Origin of the sequence: Candidatus Microbacterium phytovorans (assembly GCA_029202445.1) — a bacterium.
Taxonomy (GTDB): Bacteria; Actinomycetota; Actinomycetes; order Actinomycetales; family Microbacteriaceae; genus Microbacterium; species Microbacterium phytovorans.
On record CP119321.1, the window covers coordinates 398,150 to 415,903 of the forward strand.

Consider the following 17,754-nt stretch of genomic DNA (forward strand, 5'->3'; position numbering starts at 1 on the left):
TTCGGTCGATTGAGAGCGCCGGGAACGACCGAAAGTGGGACATGGTCCACCCGAAGTGGGACATGGTCCGGGGTCAGTCCGCGAGGCCCAGGACGTCGAGCAGCCACGCGAGTTCGAAGGCCCGCTGGCGCCACGCGTTGTAGCGTCCGCTGACGCCGCCATGACCGGCGACCATCTCGCAGCGCAGCAGCGCGTCGGCGCCGACCTCGCGCAGTCGCGCGACCCATTTGGCCGGCTCCACGTACAGCACGCGCGTGTCGTTGAGCGACGTGGTCGCCAGGATGCGCGGGTAGGTGACGCCGTCTCGGACGTTCTCGTAGGGCGTGTACGACTTCATGTACGCGTACACATCGGCGTCGTGGAGCGGATCGCCCCATTCGTCCCACTCGATGACGGTCAGGGGGAGCGAGGGGTCGAGGATCGTCGTCAGCGCGTCGACGAACGGCACATCGGCGAGGATGCCGGCGAACAGCTCGGGCGCGAGGTTCGCGACGGCGCCCATCAACAGTCCGCCGGCCGAGCCGCCCTCGGCGACCAGCCGATCGGGCGTCGTCCATCCCTCATCGACGAGATGGCGGGCGCAGGCGACGAAATCGGTGAAGGTGTTGCGCTTCGCGAGGAGTTTGCCGTCCTCGTACCACTGCCGACCGAGCTCTCCGCCGCCGCGCACGTGAGCGACGGCGAACACGACGCCGCGATCGAGCAGCGACAAGCGGGCGACGGAGAATCCGGGCTCGATCGAGTGCTCATACGATCCGTACCCGTAGAGGTGGACGGGACGCGGGCTCGAGCCGGGCTCGCCGAACGAACGCTTCCACACGAGCGAGATCGGAACCTGCGTGCCATCGTCGGCCGTCGCCCAGACGCGCTGCTGGCCGTAGTCGCGCGGGTCGTACCCGCCCAGCACGGGCTGCCGCTTGCGCAGCAGGAGTTCGCCGGTCGCCACGACGTAGTCGTAGACGGTGCCGGGGGTCGTGAACGACCCGTAGCCCAGGCGCAGCACCGGAGGCGCCCACTCGGGGTTGCCCGCGGTCCCGACCGCGTACAGCGGCTCGTCGAAGGGAATCTCTGCGACGGTGGAAGCGGCGTAGTCCAGCACGCCGAGACGAGGGAGGCCCTCCCGGCGGTACGCGACGACGCCCCAGTCCCGGAATGCCGACACGTCGAGCAGGCGCCGGCCGGGCACGTGAGGCACGACGACCTCGGGGGCGGCGTGCGGGTCGGATGCCGGCACCCGCACGAGTTCGAAGTCGAGCGCGTCCCGGTTGTGCAGCACGTACAGCACGTCCTGACCGTCGACCACGGCGTGGGTGGAGGAGTACTCGACGCCCTCCACTCGCGGCCACACGACGCGAGGCTCCGCGCGCAGGTCGTCGGCGGGGACGAGGTACTCCTCGGAGGTGATGGACGATCCCACGTCGATGACGAGGAACCGGTCGCTGCGGGTGAATCCGGCGCCCACCCAGTAGCGCTCGTCGGGCTCGTGGAACAGCCGGGCGTCGGCATCGGCCGCGGTGCCCACCTCGTGGAGCCAGACGGTGTCGGGGCGCCACGCGTCGTCGACGGTCGTGTAGACGACGAATCGACCGTCGGGGGAGAAGGACGCGCCCGCCGAGGTGTTCTCCACGACGTCGTCGAGATCGGTCCCCGACGCGAGGTCGCGGATGCGCAGCGTGTACCGTTCGTCGCCCTCGACGTCGACGCCGTAGAGCAGGCGGGTGCCGTCGGCGGACACCTCGAGGCTTCCGAGCGAGAAGAACTCGTGCCCGGCCGCTTCCACGTTGCCGTCGAGCAGGATCTCCTCGCCCGGAACGGGCGCATCGGGGGAGAGCTCGGGCGGTGTCCAGTCGTCCGGCGATGCGAGTGGGGCGCGGCAGTGGATGCCGTACTGCTTCCCCTCGACGGTTCGCCCGTAGTACCACCACTGGCCCCGGCGCGACGGCACGGACAGGTCGGTTTCGAGCGTGCGGCCCTTGATCTCGTCGAAGATCCTTTCGCGGAGGCCCTCGAGGTGGGCGGTGCGCTCGTCCGTGTAGGCGTTCTCGGCCTCGAGATGAGCGATCACCGCCGCGTCGTCCTTCGCGCGAAGCCATTCGTAGGGATCGACGACGTCGTCGCCGTGATGGCTGCGGGTCGTGGGGCGGGCCGGGGCGACAGGAGGCTGCGACGTGCTCACGGTTCCACGCTAATGGACCCGATATGAACGGGCGCCCCGGGTTCTGCGTTCCCTGCCGGATGTGCGAAGATTTCTGTCGTCCGGTTGCCGGATCATGAACACACGGTGAACTCTTCGTTCGCACTGCCGACGCTCTGTCGGCATCCCCACACAATCTCCTACGGAAAGCGAACTGTGGAAGCCGCAGTATTCATCGTGGTGCTGGTGATCGCACTGGCCCTGTTCTTCGACTTCACCAACGGATTCCACGACACGGCCAACGCCATGGCGACGCCGATCGCGACGGGGGCGCTCAAGCCCAAGGTCGCGGTGCTGCTCGCTGCCGTGCTGAACCTGGTGGGGGCGTTCCTGTCGACCGAGGTCTCCAAGACGATCTCGCACGGCATGATCAACGAGTCCGGCATCGATCCCGGCACGTTCCTGCCCATCATCTTCGCCGGCCTCATCGGCGCCATCACGTGGAACATGCTCACGTGGCTCCTCGGTCTGCCGTCGAGCTCGTCGCACGCGCTGTTCGGTGGTCTGATCGGCGCGACGCTCGTAGGCACGATGAGCGCGACGGCCATCGACTTCGGCGTGGTGCTGAGCAAAGTGATCCTCCCGGCCGTGATCGCGCCGTTCACCGCCGGTGTCATCGCCTTCGTGACCACCAAGATCGCCTACGCCGCGACGCGCCGCTACGACAACAAGCCCGACGGACGCGACGGTTTCCGCTGGGGGCAGATCTTCACGTCGTCCCTCGTGGCCCTCGCTCACGGCACCAACGACGCGCAGAAGACCATGGGCGTCATCACTCTCGCCCTCATCACGGCCGGTCTGCAGGACCGCGAGCACGCCGATCCCCAGTTCTGGGTCATCCTCGCGTGCGCGTTCACGATCGCCCTCGGAACGTACATGGGCGGGTGGCGCATCATCCGCACGCTCGGCAAGGGCCTCACCGACGTCAAGCCGGCTCAGGGCTTCTCCGCCGAGTCGTCGACGGCCTCCACGATTCTGGCGTCGAGCTTCTTCGGGTTCGCGCTCTCGACCACGCAGGTGGCCTCCGGCTCCGTCATCGGCTCGGGTCTCGGTCGCCGCGGATCGAAGGTCCGCTGGCGTACGGTGGGCCGCATCGCCATCGGCTGGCTTCTCACGCTGCCGGCCGCGGGGGCCGTCGGGGCACTCGCAGCCCTCATCGTCGTCTGGCTCGGCCCCATCTGGGGTGTGCTGGTGGGCGCGGTGATCGCCGTGGTCATCATCTTCGCGATCTTCTGGCGTTCCCGCCGCGACGCCGTTCACGCGGGCAACGCGATGAGCGAGGTCGCCGACTCCGGGCACGCCGTCAAGGTCAAGCGCAACCCGCCGCCCACGCGTCGCCAGCGCGCGATCCTGCGCGAGCAGGCGCGGCTGAAGGCCGAGCAGGAGGCGCGGGAGAAGGCGGCCCGGAAGGCGAAGGCGAAGGCGGATGCCAAGAAGGCCGCCGAAGACCGGCGCGCGGCCGATCGCGCTCGTCAGGCCGGAACGAAGTCCAAGGGGAAGAACAAGTGAGCGTCGCGATCGACTGGTTCGCCTTCCTTGAAGTGTTCGCGGCGGCATTGGCCGGCGCGGCACTCGTCGTCGGCTTCTATGCGCTCGGCCTGCGACTGCTCGTGCGTGCCGGCCGCGCGCCGGTCGTCGCCCCCGCGGAGTTCACCGACGCGATCACGATCATCACGGAGAAGGAAGCCAACCGAGCAGCCAAGGCGGCCGCGAAGGCCGCGAAGAAGAGTCCGTTGACGGAGGGGCAGAAGACGCTCGCGCTGATCGCGGCCTACGGCTCCTTCGCGGTGTCGGCGCTCGCCGTCCTGGGCGGACTCCTCCTGCTCGTCCTCCACTGACCTCGTGCCCCTCCTCGGGGCCGACGTCTCTGTGAGCTCGGCCGGGACCGTCGGCGCCGCCGCGTAGGCTGACGGACATGGATGCCGCCCCCGTGCAGTTCGGTCTGCACCCGCCCGCCCGTCGCACCCTCGTGCACCTGAGCGACACCCACCTGTTGGCGGGCAACCGTCCGCTCGGCGGCAGCTACGACACCGCGGCGAACCTCGACGCGACCCTCGCCGCCGTGGAGCGCAGTGGCGTCCGTCCCGACGCGATCGTCTTCACGGGTGATCTCACCGACCTGGGGGAGCCCGACGCGTACCGCGCACTGCGAGAGACCATCGAGCCGTTCGCCGCTCGCCTGGACGCGCCCGTCGTGTGGGTCGCGGGGAACCACGATGAGCGTCCGGCCATGCGGGCGGGTCTGTTCGGATCGCCGGCGACTGAGGAGCCCATCACCCAGGTTCTCGACCTCGACGGGCTCCGCCTCGTCGCGCTCGACTCCACGGTGCCGGGCTGGCACCACGGCGACCTCGACGACGCCCAGCTGGCGTGGCTGCGGGACGTGCTGGCCGAGCCCGCACCGCTCGGGACGATCCTCGCGCTGCATCACCCTCCGCTTCCCAGTCACGTCCCGTTCTTCGACATCCTCGAGTTGCGTCATCAGGCGGAGTTGGCCGAGGCGCTTGCCGGCTCCGACGTCCGGACGATCCTCGCGGGCCACCTGCATTACTCGATGAGTGGCACGTACGGGGGCATCCCGGTCAGTGTCGCGGCTGCCACCTGCTACACGATGAACCTGCAACGGCCTCCCGCGTCGGTGAACGGGATGGATGCCGGTCAGTCGTTCCACCTCGTCCACGTGTACGACGACGCCGTCACCCACACGGTGGTGCCGGTGGTCGAGGCGCCGACGGGAGAGTACTTCTCGCCGGAGTGGGTGGCGGCGATGGCCGCGCTCACCCCGGAGGAGCGGCTCGACGCGTTCTCGCGGAAGGCAAGCGCGTGAGGGCTCGTGCGGCGATCGCGCTCGTGACGGATGCCGTGCTCGTGACGACGTTCGCCGCTGTCGGCCGTGCGAGCCACGAGTCGGCGGTGCTCCCGGGTCTCGCGCAGACGGCATGGCCGTTCCTCGTGGCCCTCGCGGCCGGCTGGACTCTCGCGCGCGCGTGGCGGGATCCGCTCGCACCTTGGCGGACGGGAATCATCGTCTGGCTGGTGACGGTCACCGGCGGCATGCTCCTGCGTGCCGCCAGCGGTCAGGGCACGGCGTTCGCGTTCGTCGTCGTCGCCACCCTGACGCTGCTGCTCTTCGTGGTGGGCTGGCGCCTCCTGGCGGCTGCGCTGAGATCGCTCCGCGCACGGCGGACGGTGGTCCCGTGAGTCGCACCATCCTCATCACCGGCGCGAGCGACGGCATCGGGGCCGCCGCCGCGCGTCAGCTGCACGACGCGGGGGAGCGGGTGATCATCGTCGGGCGCGACCCCGTCAAGACGGCGCGTGTCGCCGATGCGCTCGAAGCACCGCGGTATGTCGCCGACTTCGCCGACCTCGACCAGGTGCGCGCCCTCGCCGCCGACGTGCGGACCCATCACCCGCGGATCGACGTGCTCGCGAACAACGCGGGCGGGGTCTTCGGCGAGCGCACGCTCACGATCGACGGGCACGAGCGCACGTTTCAGGTGAACCACCTGGCACCCTTCCTGCTGACCGCGCTGCTGCAGGACCTGCTGACCGAGAACGGAGCGTCGGTCATCCAGACCTCCAGTGCGGCCGCGCAGCGCTTCTCACGGTTCGACGTCGACGACCTCGACGGTACCCGTCGGTTCTCGCGGACGACGGCGTACGGCAACGCGAAGCTGGCGAACATCCTGTTCACGGTGGAGCTGCAGCGTCGGCACGGCGCATCGGCGAGCCGTCCGGGGGTATCGGCCGTCGCGTTCCATCCGGGGGTGATCGCGAGCGGTTTCGCCGCGGACTCCCGAGGGCCGTGGCGCTGGCTGTACACGAACCCCCTCTCACGTCGCCTGCTCACACCGGTCGATGTCGGAGGGGCGCGCCTGACGTGGCTGGCTCTCGGGGTGCCCGGTCGGGACTGGACGCCGGGGGCCTACTACGAGCGGAACCGCCCCGCGAAGCCCCACCCGCGTGCCGCCGACGCGCACCTCGCGGCCACTCTGTGGGAGCGCAGCGCCGAGATGGTCGGCCTTCCCGGCTCGTGAGGGGTCTGGGGCGTGAGGCGTCTCAGAGAATCCGACCGATCGGCTCGCGCTTCTCCGCCTGGAAGCGGTCCTCCGTGCGCCCCCGTGCCCAGTAGCCCGACAGCGACACCTGCGCCCGGTCGAGGCCGCGCTCGTCGAACAGCACGCGGCGCAGCGCCTTCATCGACTCCCGCTCGCCGTGCGCGAAGACCTGCACGTCGCCTTCCGGCCAGTCCAAGGCGCGCAGGCGGGATGCCAGCAGGTCGACGTCGTGCGTCGGGTCGATGACCCACGTGACCGTCACGCCGGCGGGCGCGGCCAGCGGGAACTCGGCGTCTGCCGCGTCGATCTCGATGAGGACGTGCCCGACGGCGTCCGCGGGAAGGGCCTCCAACGCCGCGGCGATCGCCGGGACGGCGGCCAGGTCGCCGAGGAGCAGGTGGGCATCGGCATCCGCTCGCGGCGCGTAGCCTCCGCCGGGGCCGATCAGATCGATCGTCTGGCCGGGAACGGCCCGGGCGGCCCATGGTCCGGCGAGTCCCTCGTCACCGTGGAGGACGAAGTCGATGTCGAGCGTGCGGGCGGCGTGATCCACGCGGCGCACCGTGTAGGTGCGCGTCACCGGCATCCCGTCGGGGGAGGTGAAGCGGAGCTTGACGTACTTGTCGGTCTCGGGACGATCCTCGAACTGGGAGAAGGCGTCGCCACCGAGGGTCACTCGCGCCAGGTGGGGGGTCAGCCGGTGCGCGGCCACGACCTCGAGCGTGAGGACCGGGCGGGGCGGGCGGGGGGCGGTACGCGAGGCGAGTGGCATCCTTCCACGCTAGCCGGGCCGCGAGGGGGTGGGGTTGACTTCGAGTGCACTCGAAGTTCTAGCGTGGCGTCATGACCATGATCCGCGAAGGACTCTCGATCTCGGATGCCGCCGCCGCGACGGGACTGTCGACGCACACCCTGCGCTACTACGAACGGGCCGGGCTCATGCTCTCGCCCGTAGACCGCGCATCGTCGACCCACCGCCGCTACAGCGATGCAGACATCGCGTGGGTGCAGTTCCTCACGCGCCTGCGCTCGACCGGGATGCCGATCGCCACCGTGCGGGCTTACACCGAGCTTGTGCGTGCGGGGGAGGACACGGTCGACGAACGGCGGGAGCTCCTGCTGCGCCATCGCATCGGGGTGCTCGCGCAGCTCGAGGAGTTCACGGCGAGCCTCGCCGCCATCGACTACAAGATCGCCGTGTATCGGCAGAAGGAGGAGAACGCATGAAGAACATCCGGTTGGGACAGGACGGTCCCCACATCGGTCGGTTGGGCCTCGGGCTGATGGGCATCAGCGCCTTCTACGCGGGAGCCGGCGAAGACGACGAGGGAGGCGTGCGGACGATCCACCGCGCGTTGGAGCTCGGCGTCAACTTCCTCGACACGGCGGAGATCTACGGGCCGTACGCGAACGAGGAACTGCTGGGGCGCGCGCTCGCCGGACGGCGGGACGACGCGGTCATCGCGACGAAGTTCGGAACGATCCGCCACACGGCCGGTGACGTGAACGGTCTCGACGGGTCACCCGCCAACGTCCGGCTCTCCGTCGAGGGCTCGCTTCGCCGTCTCGGCACGGACCACATCGACCTGTACTACCAGCACCGGATGGACCCCGCGACTCCGATCGAAGACACGGTGGGGGCGCTCGCCGAGCTCGTGCAGGAGGGGAAGATCCGCGGTTATGGGTTGTCGGAGGCGGCGGTATCGACGATCCGCCGCGCGCACGCCGTGCACCCCGTGACGGCCGTGCAGACCGAGTACTCCCTGTGGAGCCGCGACCCCGAGACGGAGCTCCTGCCGGCCCTGCGCGAGCTCGGCATCACCTTCGTTCCCTACTCACCGCTCGGGCGTGGGTTCCTCACGGGAACGATCCGCTCCGCCGACCAGCTCGCCGAGGGTGACTTCCGCCGCTCGAACCCGAGGTTCGCCGCCGACGCCCTCGCGCAGAATCTCCAGCTCGTCGCCGAGGTGGAGGCCGTCGCGGCGGAGGTGGACGCGACGCCCGCGCAGGTGGCCCTGGCGTGGCTGCTCGCGCAGGGCGACGACATCGCTCCGATCCCCGGCACGCGCCGTGTGGAAAGGCTCGAGGAGAACGTCGGAGCGGACGCGCTCGTGCTGTCGCCGGAGCAGCTGGCGCGGCTCGGGGCCCTGGACGCGCCGGTGGGCGACCGCTACGCCGATATGTCGCCACTCAACCGCTGAGCGCCGCGTCGTACACGTGGAAGGCGACGATGTACACCGCGTACATCGTCGCCTTCCGCGCGTCGGGCTAGGCTCGATGGCGATCCGCCGACCCCCACCGAGACCCACAAGGACTCCACACATGGCTCTGGACGCAACGACGCGCACCGAATCCGACTCCCTCGGATCTCTCGAGATCCCCGCAGATGCCTACTGGGGCATCCACACCGCGAGGGCCCTCGAGAATTTCCCGATCTCCCAGCGCCCGATCTCGGTCTACAAAGACCTGGTGAAGGCGCTCGCGATGGTCAAGCAGGCCTCCGCACGGGCCAACCTCGAGATCGGGGTGCTCGATCCGGAGCGTGCCGACCTCATCGACCGCGCGGCGCAACGGGTCATCGACGGCGAGTTCCACGATCAGTTCGTCGTGGGAGTCATCCAGGGCGGCGCCGGCACGTCGACCAACATGAACGCGAACGAGGTCATCACCAACGTGGCCCTCGAGATGGCGGGCCGGGAGAAGGGCGACTACGCCTACCTGTCGCCGATCGACCACACCAACCGCAGCCAGTCCACCAACGACGTGTACCCCACCGCGGTGAAGATCGGCCTCAGCCTGGATCTCCTCACCCTCCTCGAGGAGCTGGACCTCCTGCGAGAGTCGTTCCTCGCGAAGGCGGTCGAGTTCCACGACATCCTCAAGATCGGTCGCACCCAGCTGCAGGATGCCGTACCGATGACGCTGGGGCAGGAGTTCCACGGGTTCGCGACGACGCTCGGCTACGACCACCAGCGACTCACCGAGAACGCCTACCTGCTGTACGAGATCAACATGGGGGCCACGGCCATCGGCACGGGGATCACGACCCACCCGGGCTATGCATCCGCTGTCCTGCGGCACCTGCGCGAGATCACGGGTCTCGACCTCGCCACCGCGGACGATCTCGTGGAGGCCACGAGCGACACCGGCTCGTTCATGTCGTTCTCCTCGTCGCTCAAGCGCAACGCGATCAAGCTCTCGAAGATCTGCAATGACCTGCGGCTGCTCTCGTCGGGCCCGCAGGCCGGTCTCGGGGAGATCAACCTCCCCGCACGCCAAGCCGGATCGAGCATCATGCCCGGCAAAGTGAACCCGGTCGTGCCGGAGGTCGTCAACCAGGTGGCGTTCGCCGTCGCCGGTGCCGACCTCACCGTCACGATGGCCGTCGAGGGCGGGCAGCTGCAGCTGAATGCGTTCGAGCCGGTGATCGCGCACTCGATCTTCCAGTCGATCACCTGGATGCGTCGCGGCATGCGCACGCTGCGCATCAACTGCGTCGACGGCATCACGGCCAATCGTGACCGCCTCGGCGCCATGGTGGGGGCGTCGGTGGGGGTCGTCACCGCGTTGACGCCGTTCATCGGATACGCGGCGTCCGCGGCTCTGGCCAAGACGGCGCTGCTGACGCACCGCAACGTGGGGGACCTCGTCGTGGAGGCCGGGCTGATGTCTCGGGAAGAGGTCGACAAGCAACTCTCCCCGGCGCGCCTTTCGGGTCTCGAAGCGATCACGCAGGCGATCCCGGTCATCCAGCCGGCTGAGAACGTGGTGGGCGGCTGACGGCGCGGCCCTTTGCTCCGGCGGGCGGATGCCGATAACGTCACCATGCCGGGACGTCCGGCCACGTGAGGAGATCCGCATGACCGACCCGCAGAACCCGCAGCAGCCGCCGGCCTACGAGACCCCTGCCTACCCGGCCGCACCGCCGGCAGCGCCCGCGTACAACGCCGGCGGACCGGCAGCCACACCGGCAGGACCCGTTCCCGGCAAGACGATGGGCATCATCGCCTTCGTGCTGTCGTTCTTCTTCCAGCTGCTCGCGCTGATCCTCGGCATCGTCGCGCTCGTCCAGAGCCGCAAGGCCGGCCGCAGCAACGGCTTCGCCCTGGCCGCCATCATCATCAGCGTCGTGCTGATGATCGTCGGCGCGATCCTATTCTTCGCCTTCCTGCTTCCCACGTTCTCGGCGGCGGCGACGTGCGCGGCAGATCCGTCGGCCGTCGTCACGCTCTGGGGCGTCGAGGTGCCCTGCAGCCAGGTCACGAGCGGCTACTGAGCCTTCGCACGACGGGGGCGGTGCCGCGTGGCACCGCCCCCGTCGTCGTTCGTCCGCCGGTTCAGCCGAGGATGCGGCAGTGCGTGGTCAGGGAACCGATGCCGTCGATGCCGACCGTGACCGTCGAACGGTCGCGGAGGAAGATCTGAGGATCCCGCGAGTATCCCGCTCCGCCGGGACTCCCCGTCGAGATGAGGGTGCCCGGAAGGAGCGTCGCGGACTGCGAGAGGTGCGAGACCAGCGTCGCCACCGACCGGATCATCTGACCGGTCGTGGCATCCTGGACCGTCTGACCGTCGACCACCGCCCAGATGTGGAGGTCTTGCGGATCGTCGATCTCGTCGGCTGTCACGACGACAGGACCCGTGGGCGTGAAGCCGTCGAACGACTTGCAGCGCGACCACTGCGCCTCCGAGAACTGGATGTCACGCGCGGTGATGTCGTTGACCACCGTGTAGCCCCACACGTACGAGAGCGCGTCGGCTTCGGCGACGTCTTTCGCGGGGGAGCCGATGACGACGCCGAGCTCCGCCTCGTAGTCGACCGATTCGCTGAGGGATCGAGGCCAGCTGGTGGTCGCGTCGTGGCCGGTGAGCGAGCCAGGCCACAGGACGAACACCGTGGGGGCCTTGTCGGCCTTCAGGCCCAGTTCGCTCGAGTGCGCCGCGTAGTTCAGCCCCACCGCGAGGACGACGGGGGGCCGACTGACCGCCGTGGCGAATCCGAGGTCGTCGAGCGGCATCCACCCGGTCGCGCCCGCGGTGGCTGCCCGCACGCGCTCGAGCAGTCCGGGGCCGCCCTCGATGAGGGTCTGGAGATCGTCGGGCGCACCGTCGAACAGTGCCGCGACGGGGAGGGCACGACCGTCTTCGACGACGGCCAGCCGCGGATCGTCGGACGCGGCCGAGGTCACGTGGGCGAAGCGCATCCCCCCAGGCTACCCGGCGGTTCTCCCGACCGGGGGAGGGGGCGCTCCGGCCCGTCGTCCGATCCGGTTCGTTCGCGCGCCGGCCGCCGACCCTAGGCTGAGGGCATGGCCCACCCGTCGCCGTTCGCCCAGCCTCCGCACGGAGCGCCCGCGGCCGTCGCCTCGACGGCATCCGCCCCGGCCCTTCCGGTGCCGGTTCGCCGGGGACGCACGGCACCGGTGTGGCTCTTCGCGCTGCTGGTCGTGCTCGCTCTCGGCCTCGTCGCCTACGTGGTCTCCTTCCTCGGGGTCGCCGCGCCGGCGATCGGCGGCGTGCTCGCGCTGATCCCCCTGGCGGGCGTACTCCTGGCCGTCCGCATCGTCGACCGGTGGGAACCCGAACCGCGGGGGCTCGTGATCGCCGCGGTCGCCTGGGGCGCTGTCGCGGCCGTTGCGCTCTCGCTTCTGGTCGACCTCGCGCTCTCTCCGGCGATGATCGTCGTCGACCCGAACGTGGGCGACGCGTTCTCTTCGGTCGTGCAGGCGCCCGTCGTCGAAGAGGTAGCCAAGGGCATCGGCGTGCTCCTCATCTTCATCTTCGGTCGACGTGCCTTCGACGGTCCCGTCGACGGCGTCGTCTACGGCGCGCTCGTCGGGGCGGGGTTCGCGTTCACCGAGAACATCCTCTACTTCGCCACCAGCCTCATCGAGGGCGGCGTGACGGAGGTCACCTTCACGTTCGTGCTCCGCGGCATCCTCTCGCCCTTCGCGCACGTCATGTTCACCGCCGTCACCGGTTACGCTCTCGGGCGGGCCGCACGCGACGGCGCGACGACATCCGCAGCTCTCGGTCCGTGGGCACTCGGGCTCATCGGGGCGATCGTCCTCCACGCGATCTGGAACGGCTCGGCCGTCTTCGCCGACTTCTTCGCGCTGTACGTGACCCTTCAGATTCCGCTCTTCCTCGCCTTCGTCGCCGGGGTGCTCCTGCTGCGACGGGAGGAGGCGCGCCTCACCCGGGCGCGCCTGGGCGAGTACGCGGCCGCGGGATGGTTCAGTGCGGGAGAGGTGGAGATGCTCGCGACGGGGCGGGGCCGTCGTCACGCGCTGGCCTGGGCACGGACCCTTCCGGGCGACCGCCGTGCACTCATGGCGGACTTCATCGCCGAGGCGACCGCGCTCGCCGCCGCGCGTCAGCGAGCGCTCACGGGAAGGGATGCCGCCGCTGCCGACGACGAGCGGGTGTACCTGGCTCGCACGATCGCGGCGCGGTCCCGACTCCTCACGCCCTGAGCGGCCCCTCGGCTGCGTCGCTTCGACGAGCCACCGCGGGGTGCCCCACACAGACTCAGCGCCCGGTGCCGCGGCGATGCCTGCGTGTCTACCGAGCGCTGAGTTGGTCTTCTCCCATTGTCCCCACGCCCTCGCGGCGCTGTCAAGGGACCCGCTGGCGAGGCCGGTGGGGCGGCGTGACACGCGCCGACGTGCTTGGATGGACGCATGACTGACGACCGCACCAAGCCCGAGTTCGATGCGCCCGAGGGCCCCGCTCCCTCCGACCTCGTCATCCGCGACCTCATCGTGGGCGAGGGCGCCGAGGCGAAGCCCGGCGACACCGTGACCGTCCACTACGCCGGTGTCGAGTACGACTCCGGTGAGGAGTTCGACTCGTCGTGGGGTCGCGGCGAGAGCATCCAGTTCCCGCTGCGCGGCCTCATCCAGGGCTGGCAGGACGGCATCCCGGGCATGAAGGTCGGCGGGCGCCGCGAGCTCGTCATCCCGCCCCACCTGGCCTACGGTCCCGCTGGCGGCCACTTCCTCGGCGGCAAGACCCTCGTGTTCATCATCGACCTCCTCGCTGTCGGCTGAGTCACGCGTACCCGAGGAGGGGCGGATGCCACGGCATCCGCCCCTCCTGCTTTTCCCGCCCGTGCGAATCGTGGGCGTGCGGATCCCGGTCGCGCAGATCGCGGTGTGTGCAGAATCGCGGAGATGTTCAGAATCGCGGATGCCTCGGGCATACGGGATCCGCGATCGGGTACATCTCCGCGATTCGCGCACGCGGGACCGCGAACACGCGCCGCTCAGGCGCCCCCGCGGGGAACGCGCCACAAAGTTTTGCATGCATGGGAATAGATTCGTTCACGCCTGCTGTTGGACCAGTCATGCCTGCCGCACAGAGCGGCGACCGACACGAAGGAATGACATGACCGACTCCACCGCCACGATCGAGATTCCCGGATACAAGACGGGCACCTGGGTGCTCGACCCCGCCCACAGCGAGGTCTCGTTCAGCGTCCGCCACATGATGATCTCGAAGGTGCGCGGCTCCTTCGGCCTGAAGAACGCCACGATCGTCGCTCCCGAGAACCCGCTCGAGGCTCGCGTCGAGGCGTCGGTGGACGTCGCGTCCATCGACACGAAGGACGAGGGGCGTGACAACCACCTCCGCTCCGGCGACTTCTTCGACACGGAGAACTACCCGACGCTCGACTTCGTCTCCACCGGCGTGCGCTACGAGGGCGGCGATTTCCTCGTCGACGGCGATCTGACGATCCGCGGCACCACGAAGCCCGCGACGTTCGAGCTCGAGTTCGGCGGCTTCGGCACCGACCCGTGGGGCAACTACAAGGCGGGCGCGACCGCGAAGACGGTCATCGACCGCGAGGACTTCGGCCTGACGTGGAACGCCGCGCTCGAGACCGGCGGCGTGCTCGTGGGCAAGGACGTCACCATCACGCTCGACCTGCAGGGGTCGCTCCAGGCCTGACATCAGACCTGAAACGGGGTGGATGCCAACCGGCATCCACCCCGTTTTCCTTGCCCGACCAGGCCGTCGTGTAGTCTGACGCCACAGTCTGGGGAGCACCATCATGACGACGACCGTTCGCGGGCGCCTTCTCGCCGTCGGCACGGCGCTGGTCGTCGCGCTCTCGCTGGTCCCGCCCGCCGCCGCCGACGAGGGCGAACCCGTACCGTCGCCGAGCGTGACGGAGACCATCGCTCCCGACGAGAGTCCGGCCCCGACGAACTGGCCGACGCCGACGCCGACGCCGACGCCCACAGCGACCCCGAGCCCGACACCGACGCCCGCTCCGGCGCCGACCGTGTACGGCTATTACTCGCTCCCGTGGACGACGACCGTCTACCAGTCGTGGACCAACGGCACGGTCAAGGAGATCTCGCAGGCCGCGTGGAAGGCCACCGGTGTCGCCAAGAAGCCCGCCCCGGTGCGGTTCGTCAAGACGTCGTGGTCCGACTCGCGCTACGCGCTCATCGTCTTCCCGCAGCGCGCCGGCGACACGAAGGTCGATCGCGTGCGCACCCTCACCGCGACGCAGTACCGCGCGGCCGGTGCGCCGCGTGTGTCGACGGTCCCGCACGTACCGACCTCGACGTACTCGCGATACGCATCGAGTTCCACCGACCGCTACGTTCGCACTCCCGACGGGATTCGACACAAGCTCACTGCCTCGCAGTACCGTGCCGCAGGGGCTCCCGCGCTGAAGATCGTCTACGGCGGGTACTACCGCGCAAGGTGGTCGTCAAACATCTACTTCGTCTCCTCGAGCGGGACCAAGCGTGCGGTGTCGTCGACGCAATACGCTGCGGCCGGTCGGCCGCGCGTCGCGATCGCACCCACCGTCTACGTCAAGACGTCGTACAGTCCGGTGCACGCGCTCATGACCTGGCCGCACAAGAAGGGCGACCGCTCCGTCGACCAGGTCGTGCGTCTGACGTCCGCCCAGTACGCCAAGATCGGCAAGCCGAAGGCCGAGGTGCGCCCCCGTGTCCCGGGCGACTCGTTCGTGCGTCTGTCCATCGGCACCACGATCTACCACCGCTCACGGGGTTACCTCACACCCGTCACCCGCGCGCAGTGGAAGGCTGCCGGGTCTCCGACGGTGCGCACCGTCTCCCCGAGCAAACCGATGTACATCCGCGACCTCCTGATCGTGAACAAGTCGCTCCCGTTGCCGTCGACCTTCGGCAACGGGCTCCGACCCGAACTCACTTCGGCGTTCTCGAAGATGCGTGCGGCGGCGGCGCGAGACGGCGTCTCCCTCTGGATCATCTCCGGGTTCCGTTCCTACGCGTCGCAGAAGTCGGTCTACGCCTCGAAGATCCGTCAGTACGGCTTCGAGATGGCGGAGAAGCGTTCGGCACGTCCGGGTCACAGCGAGCACCAGACGGGGCTCGCCATCGACGTCAACTCCATCTCGCAGGCGTGGGGCGACTCCCGCGCGGGCAGATGGGTCGCCAAGAACGCGCACCGCTACGGCTTCATCGTGCGGTATCCGAAGGGCAAGACCTCCTTCACCGGCTACTCGTACGAGCCGTGGCATCTGCGCCACGTCGGAGTCGAGGTCGCGACGCACCTCTACAAAAACGCGCTCACGCTCGACGAGTACCTGGGCGTCCCGTCGCGCTACTGAGCGCCGACGGCCCGTAGCGCCACGGCGCCGGGCGTCGGGGCGCCGGCGTCAGGGCGCCGGCTCGAGCGCGTCGTAGGCGCGGAACCGAGGGCTGAGTCGCACGAGCACGCCCACGAGGACGACGATGAGGATGCCGCCCAGCAGCGGCGGGAACCACAGAGCCGCGATCGTCGCGAGCGATCCCGCGTACAGCGATCCGAGCCGCGGTCCGCCGGCGACGACGACGATGAAGATCCCCTGGAGTCGGCCGCGGATGGCATCCGGCACGGCCGCCTGCACCATCGTGTTCCGGAAGATCGAGCTCACGTTGTCCGCCGCTCCCGCTCCCGCCAGAGCGACCATCGCGAAGGCGATCACCGCGATGTTGGCGTGGGAGGCGTCGACGGGTGTCGGCGCGAACAGCCCCAGCGATCCGGCGAGGACGGCGATCCCGAACAGGGCGATCGATACCCCGTAGGCGGTGATCGCTCGCTGGATGCCGAGGCCCTGATGCCGCACGCGTCCCACCGGCCCGGAGAACACGCTGGAAAGGAATGCGCCCGCGGCGATCGACGCGGTGAGCAGCCCCGTCGTGATCGCCCCGCCGCCGAGCACGACCGTGCCCAGTGCGGGAAAGAGCGCGATCGGCTGCCCGAACGTCATCGCGATGACATCGAGCAGGAATTGCAGTCGGATGTTCGAGGCTCGACGCAGGAACCGCCAGCCGTCCCTCAGCGATGCCCACCCCGGGCGCATGACCGTCCCCTCGGGGAGGATCGCCGGCAGCGTCCACAACCCGAGGAAGTTCGCCAGCATGAGCACGACGTCGATCGAGTAGGTCCAGGCGTAGCCGGTGAAGGCGACGAGCACGCCGGCCAGGGCCGGCCCGCCCATGACCATGATCCCCATGGTGATGCCGCCCAGCGCCGATGCCGCCGGCAGCAGCTCGCGGGGGAGCAGGCGCGGCACGATCGACTGCCGCGCCGCCATCACGATGGAGTTCGCCGCCGAGTTGATGATGCTGAGCGCGTACAGCCACCACACGGTCTCCTGCGCCGACCAGGCGAGGACGGCCAGTACGAGCGTGGAGGCGAAGGTCACCGACGCGGCGACCAGCGCGACGCGGCGCCGATCGAACGCATCGGCGAGCATGCCGCCGTACAGCCCCGCCACGACCATCGGGAGCAGACCCGCGACCGCGATCATCGCGACCGCGAAGGTCGAGCCCATGAGGGCGAACATGTGCAGCATGACGGCGACCACCGTGAGCTGTCCGCCGAGTCCCGCGAGGGTCGACCCGATCCACATTCGAGCGAACGCGGGGCTGTGGCGGAACGGGCGCAGGTCGAGGAAGGAGTCCCGGGTCAATCGGGCCATCATCGCCGCGCGTCGACGGGGGAGCGGTCGGTCGCGGAGGGGCGGGGAGACGGCACGGATCGAGCCTAATCGCTGGTAGACTCGTCAGGTTGCCGTTCGATCGGCCGCGGATAAAGAGAGCCCACGCATCAGGCGTCGGGCGCCGCGCAACGAAGAGAGAGGGGATCAACTATGGCACTGGAAGCAGACGTCAAGAAGGCGATCATCGAAGAGTACGCGACGCACCCCGGTGACACCGGATCCCCCGAGGTGCAGGTCGCGATGCTGACGCAGCGCATCAAGGACCTCACCGAGCACCTCAAGGAGCACAAGCACGACCACCACTCGCGTCGTGGGCTGTTCCTGCTCGTCGGTCAGCGTCGTCGTCTGCTCGGCTACCTCCAGGACATCGACATCACGCGATACCGTTCGCTGATCGAGCGTCTCGGACTCCGCCGCTAAGCATTGCGAGCAGCGTTCAATCGCGCAGAACATTCTTGAGAAGGCCGCCCCAGGTGTGGGGCGGCCTTCGTCATTCCCGCACC

18 protein-coding genes are annotated in these 17,754 nt (G+C 69.3%); 14 read left to right on the forward strand and 4 right to left on the reverse strand.

Translation table 11 applies throughout. The annotated features are described in order from the left end of the window. Positions 1-73 precede the first annotated feature (73 nt). Entirely contained in the window at positions 74-2,176 is a 2,103-nt protein-coding gene (locus P0Y48_01850; GenBank protein ID WEK13980.1) for a S9 family peptidase, read from the reverse strand. A 174-nt stretch (positions 2,177-2,350) separates the two neighbouring features. Between P0Y48_01850 and P0Y48_01855 the strand changes: the two genes are divergently transcribed. The 5 genes from P0Y48_01855 (at position 2,351) to P0Y48_01875 (ending at position 6,234) form a co-directional block, all read left to right on the forward strand. Continuing rightward, positions 2,351-3,703, forward strand: coding sequence for an inorganic phosphate transporter (locus P0Y48_01855; GenBank protein WEK13981.1), 1,353 nt, complete (start codon positions 2,351-2,353; stop codon positions 3,701-3,703). Then, a complete protein-coding gene (locus P0Y48_01860; protein WEK13982.1) occupies positions 3,700-4,032 on the forward strand; it encodes a peptidase in 333 nt (110 codons plus the stop codon). Before P0Y48_01855 ends, P0Y48_01860 begins: the two co-directional genes overlap by 4 nt. 77 nt (positions 4,033-4,109) lie before the next feature. Further along, complete coding sequence (locus tag P0Y48_01865; protein ID WEK13983.1) at positions 4,110-5,021, forward strand: phosphodiesterase; 912 nt, start codon at positions 4,110-4,112, stop codon at positions 5,019-5,021. Then, entirely contained in the window at positions 5,018-5,395 is a 378-nt protein-coding gene (locus tag P0Y48_01870) for a DUF3054 domain-containing protein (protein ID WEK13984.1), read from the forward strand. The genes P0Y48_01865 and P0Y48_01870 overlap by 4 nt, the downstream gene beginning before the upstream one ends. Then, positions 5,392-6,234: an SDR family NAD(P)-dependent oxidoreductase gene (locus P0Y48_01875; protein ID WEK13985.1), complete on the forward strand. Its 843-nt coding sequence runs from the start codon at positions 5,392-5,394 to the stop codon at positions 6,232-6,234. The genes P0Y48_01870 and P0Y48_01875 overlap by 4 nt, the downstream gene beginning before the upstream one ends. A gap of 22 nt (positions 6,235-6,256) precedes the next feature. Here the strand turns inward: P0Y48_01875 and P0Y48_01880 are convergent, their stop codons facing one another. Then, a complete protein-coding gene (locus tag P0Y48_01880; protein ID WEK13986.1) occupies positions 6,257-7,027 on the reverse strand; it encodes a siderophore-interacting protein in 771 nt (256 codons plus the stop codon). Positions 7,028-7,098: 71 nt separating this feature from the next. Here P0Y48_01880 and P0Y48_01885 point away from each other — a divergent pair, with 71 nt between their 5' ends. The 4 genes from P0Y48_01885 to P0Y48_01900 all read left to right on the forward strand — a co-directional run bounded on the left by P0Y48_01885 (position 7,099) and on the right by P0Y48_01900 (position 10,531). Continuing rightward, positions 7,099-7,482: a MerR family transcriptional regulator gene (locus tag P0Y48_01885; GenBank protein ID WEK13987.1), complete on the forward strand. Its 384-nt coding sequence runs from the start codon at positions 7,099-7,101 to the stop codon at positions 7,480-7,482. Beyond that, positions 7,479-8,456, forward strand: coding sequence for an aldo/keto reductase (locus P0Y48_01890; GenBank protein WEK13988.1), 978 nt, complete (start codon positions 7,479-7,481; stop codon positions 8,454-8,456). Before P0Y48_01885 ends, P0Y48_01890 begins: the two co-directional genes overlap by 4 nt. Before the next feature lie 121 nt (positions 8,457-8,577). Continuing rightward, a complete protein-coding gene (locus tag P0Y48_01895) occupies positions 8,578-10,035 on the forward strand; it encodes an aspartate ammonia-lyase (GenBank protein WEK13989.1) in 1,458 nt (485 codons plus the stop codon). A 79-nt stretch (positions 10,036-10,114) separates the two neighbouring features. Continuing rightward, positions 10,115-10,531, forward strand: a complete 417-nt coding sequence (locus tag P0Y48_01900; GenBank protein ID WEK13990.1) for a DUF4190 domain-containing protein — start codon at positions 10,115-10,117, stop codon at positions 10,529-10,531. Positions 10,532-10,592: 61 nt separating this feature from the next. Here P0Y48_01900 and P0Y48_01905 read toward each other — a convergent pair whose 3' ends face one another. Beyond that, positions 10,593-11,459: a fumarylacetoacetate hydrolase family protein gene (locus P0Y48_01905; protein ID WEK13991.1), complete on the reverse strand. Its 867-nt coding sequence runs from the start codon at positions 11,457-11,459 to the stop codon at positions 10,593-10,595. A gap of 105 nt (positions 11,460-11,564) precedes the next feature. On the opposite strand from P0Y48_01905, the gene P0Y48_01910 reads away from it, so the two are divergent. The 4 genes from P0Y48_01910 to P0Y48_01925 all read left to right on the forward strand — a co-directional run bounded on the left by P0Y48_01910 (position 11,565) and on the right by P0Y48_01925 (position 15,874). Continuing rightward, a complete protein-coding gene (locus P0Y48_01910) occupies positions 11,565-12,731 on the forward strand; it encodes a PrsW family intramembrane metalloprotease (GenBank protein WEK13992.1) in 1,167 nt (388 codons plus the stop codon). 207 nt (positions 12,732-12,938) lie between these two features. Further along, positions 12,939-13,307 (forward strand): FKBP-type peptidyl-prolyl cis-trans isomerase, encoded by a 369-nt coding sequence (locus P0Y48_01915; GenBank protein WEK13993.1) that lies wholly within the window; start codon positions 12,939-12,941, stop codon positions 13,305-13,307. Between the two features lie 337 nt (positions 13,308-13,644). Continuing rightward, positions 13,645-14,208 (forward strand): YceI family protein, encoded by a 564-nt coding sequence (locus P0Y48_01920; protein WEK13994.1) that lies wholly within the window; start codon positions 13,645-13,647, stop codon positions 14,206-14,208. A 103-nt stretch (positions 14,209-14,311) separates the two neighbouring features. Next, positions 14,312-15,874, forward strand: a complete 1,563-nt coding sequence (locus tag P0Y48_01925) for a M15 family metallopeptidase (GenBank protein WEK13995.1) — start codon at positions 14,312-14,314, stop codon at positions 15,872-15,874. Positions 15,875-15,922: 48 nt separating this feature from the next. Here P0Y48_01925 and P0Y48_01930 read toward each other — a convergent pair whose 3' ends face one another. Beyond that, the gene (locus P0Y48_01930; GenBank protein WEK14984.1) at positions 15,923-17,230 is read right to left on the reverse strand and encodes an MFS transporter; all 1,308 of its coding nucleotides are present in this window, start codon (positions 17,228-17,230) and stop codon (positions 15,923-15,925) included. 171 nt (positions 17,231-17,401) lie between these two features. On the opposite strand from P0Y48_01930, the gene rpsO reads away from it, so the two are divergent. Then, on the forward strand, positions 17,402-17,671 hold the full coding sequence (gene rpsO / locus P0Y48_01935; protein ID WEK13996.1) for a 30S ribosomal protein S15: 270 nt from the start codon (positions 17,402-17,404) through the stop codon (positions 17,669-17,671). Positions 17,672-17,754 lie beyond the last annotated feature (83 nt).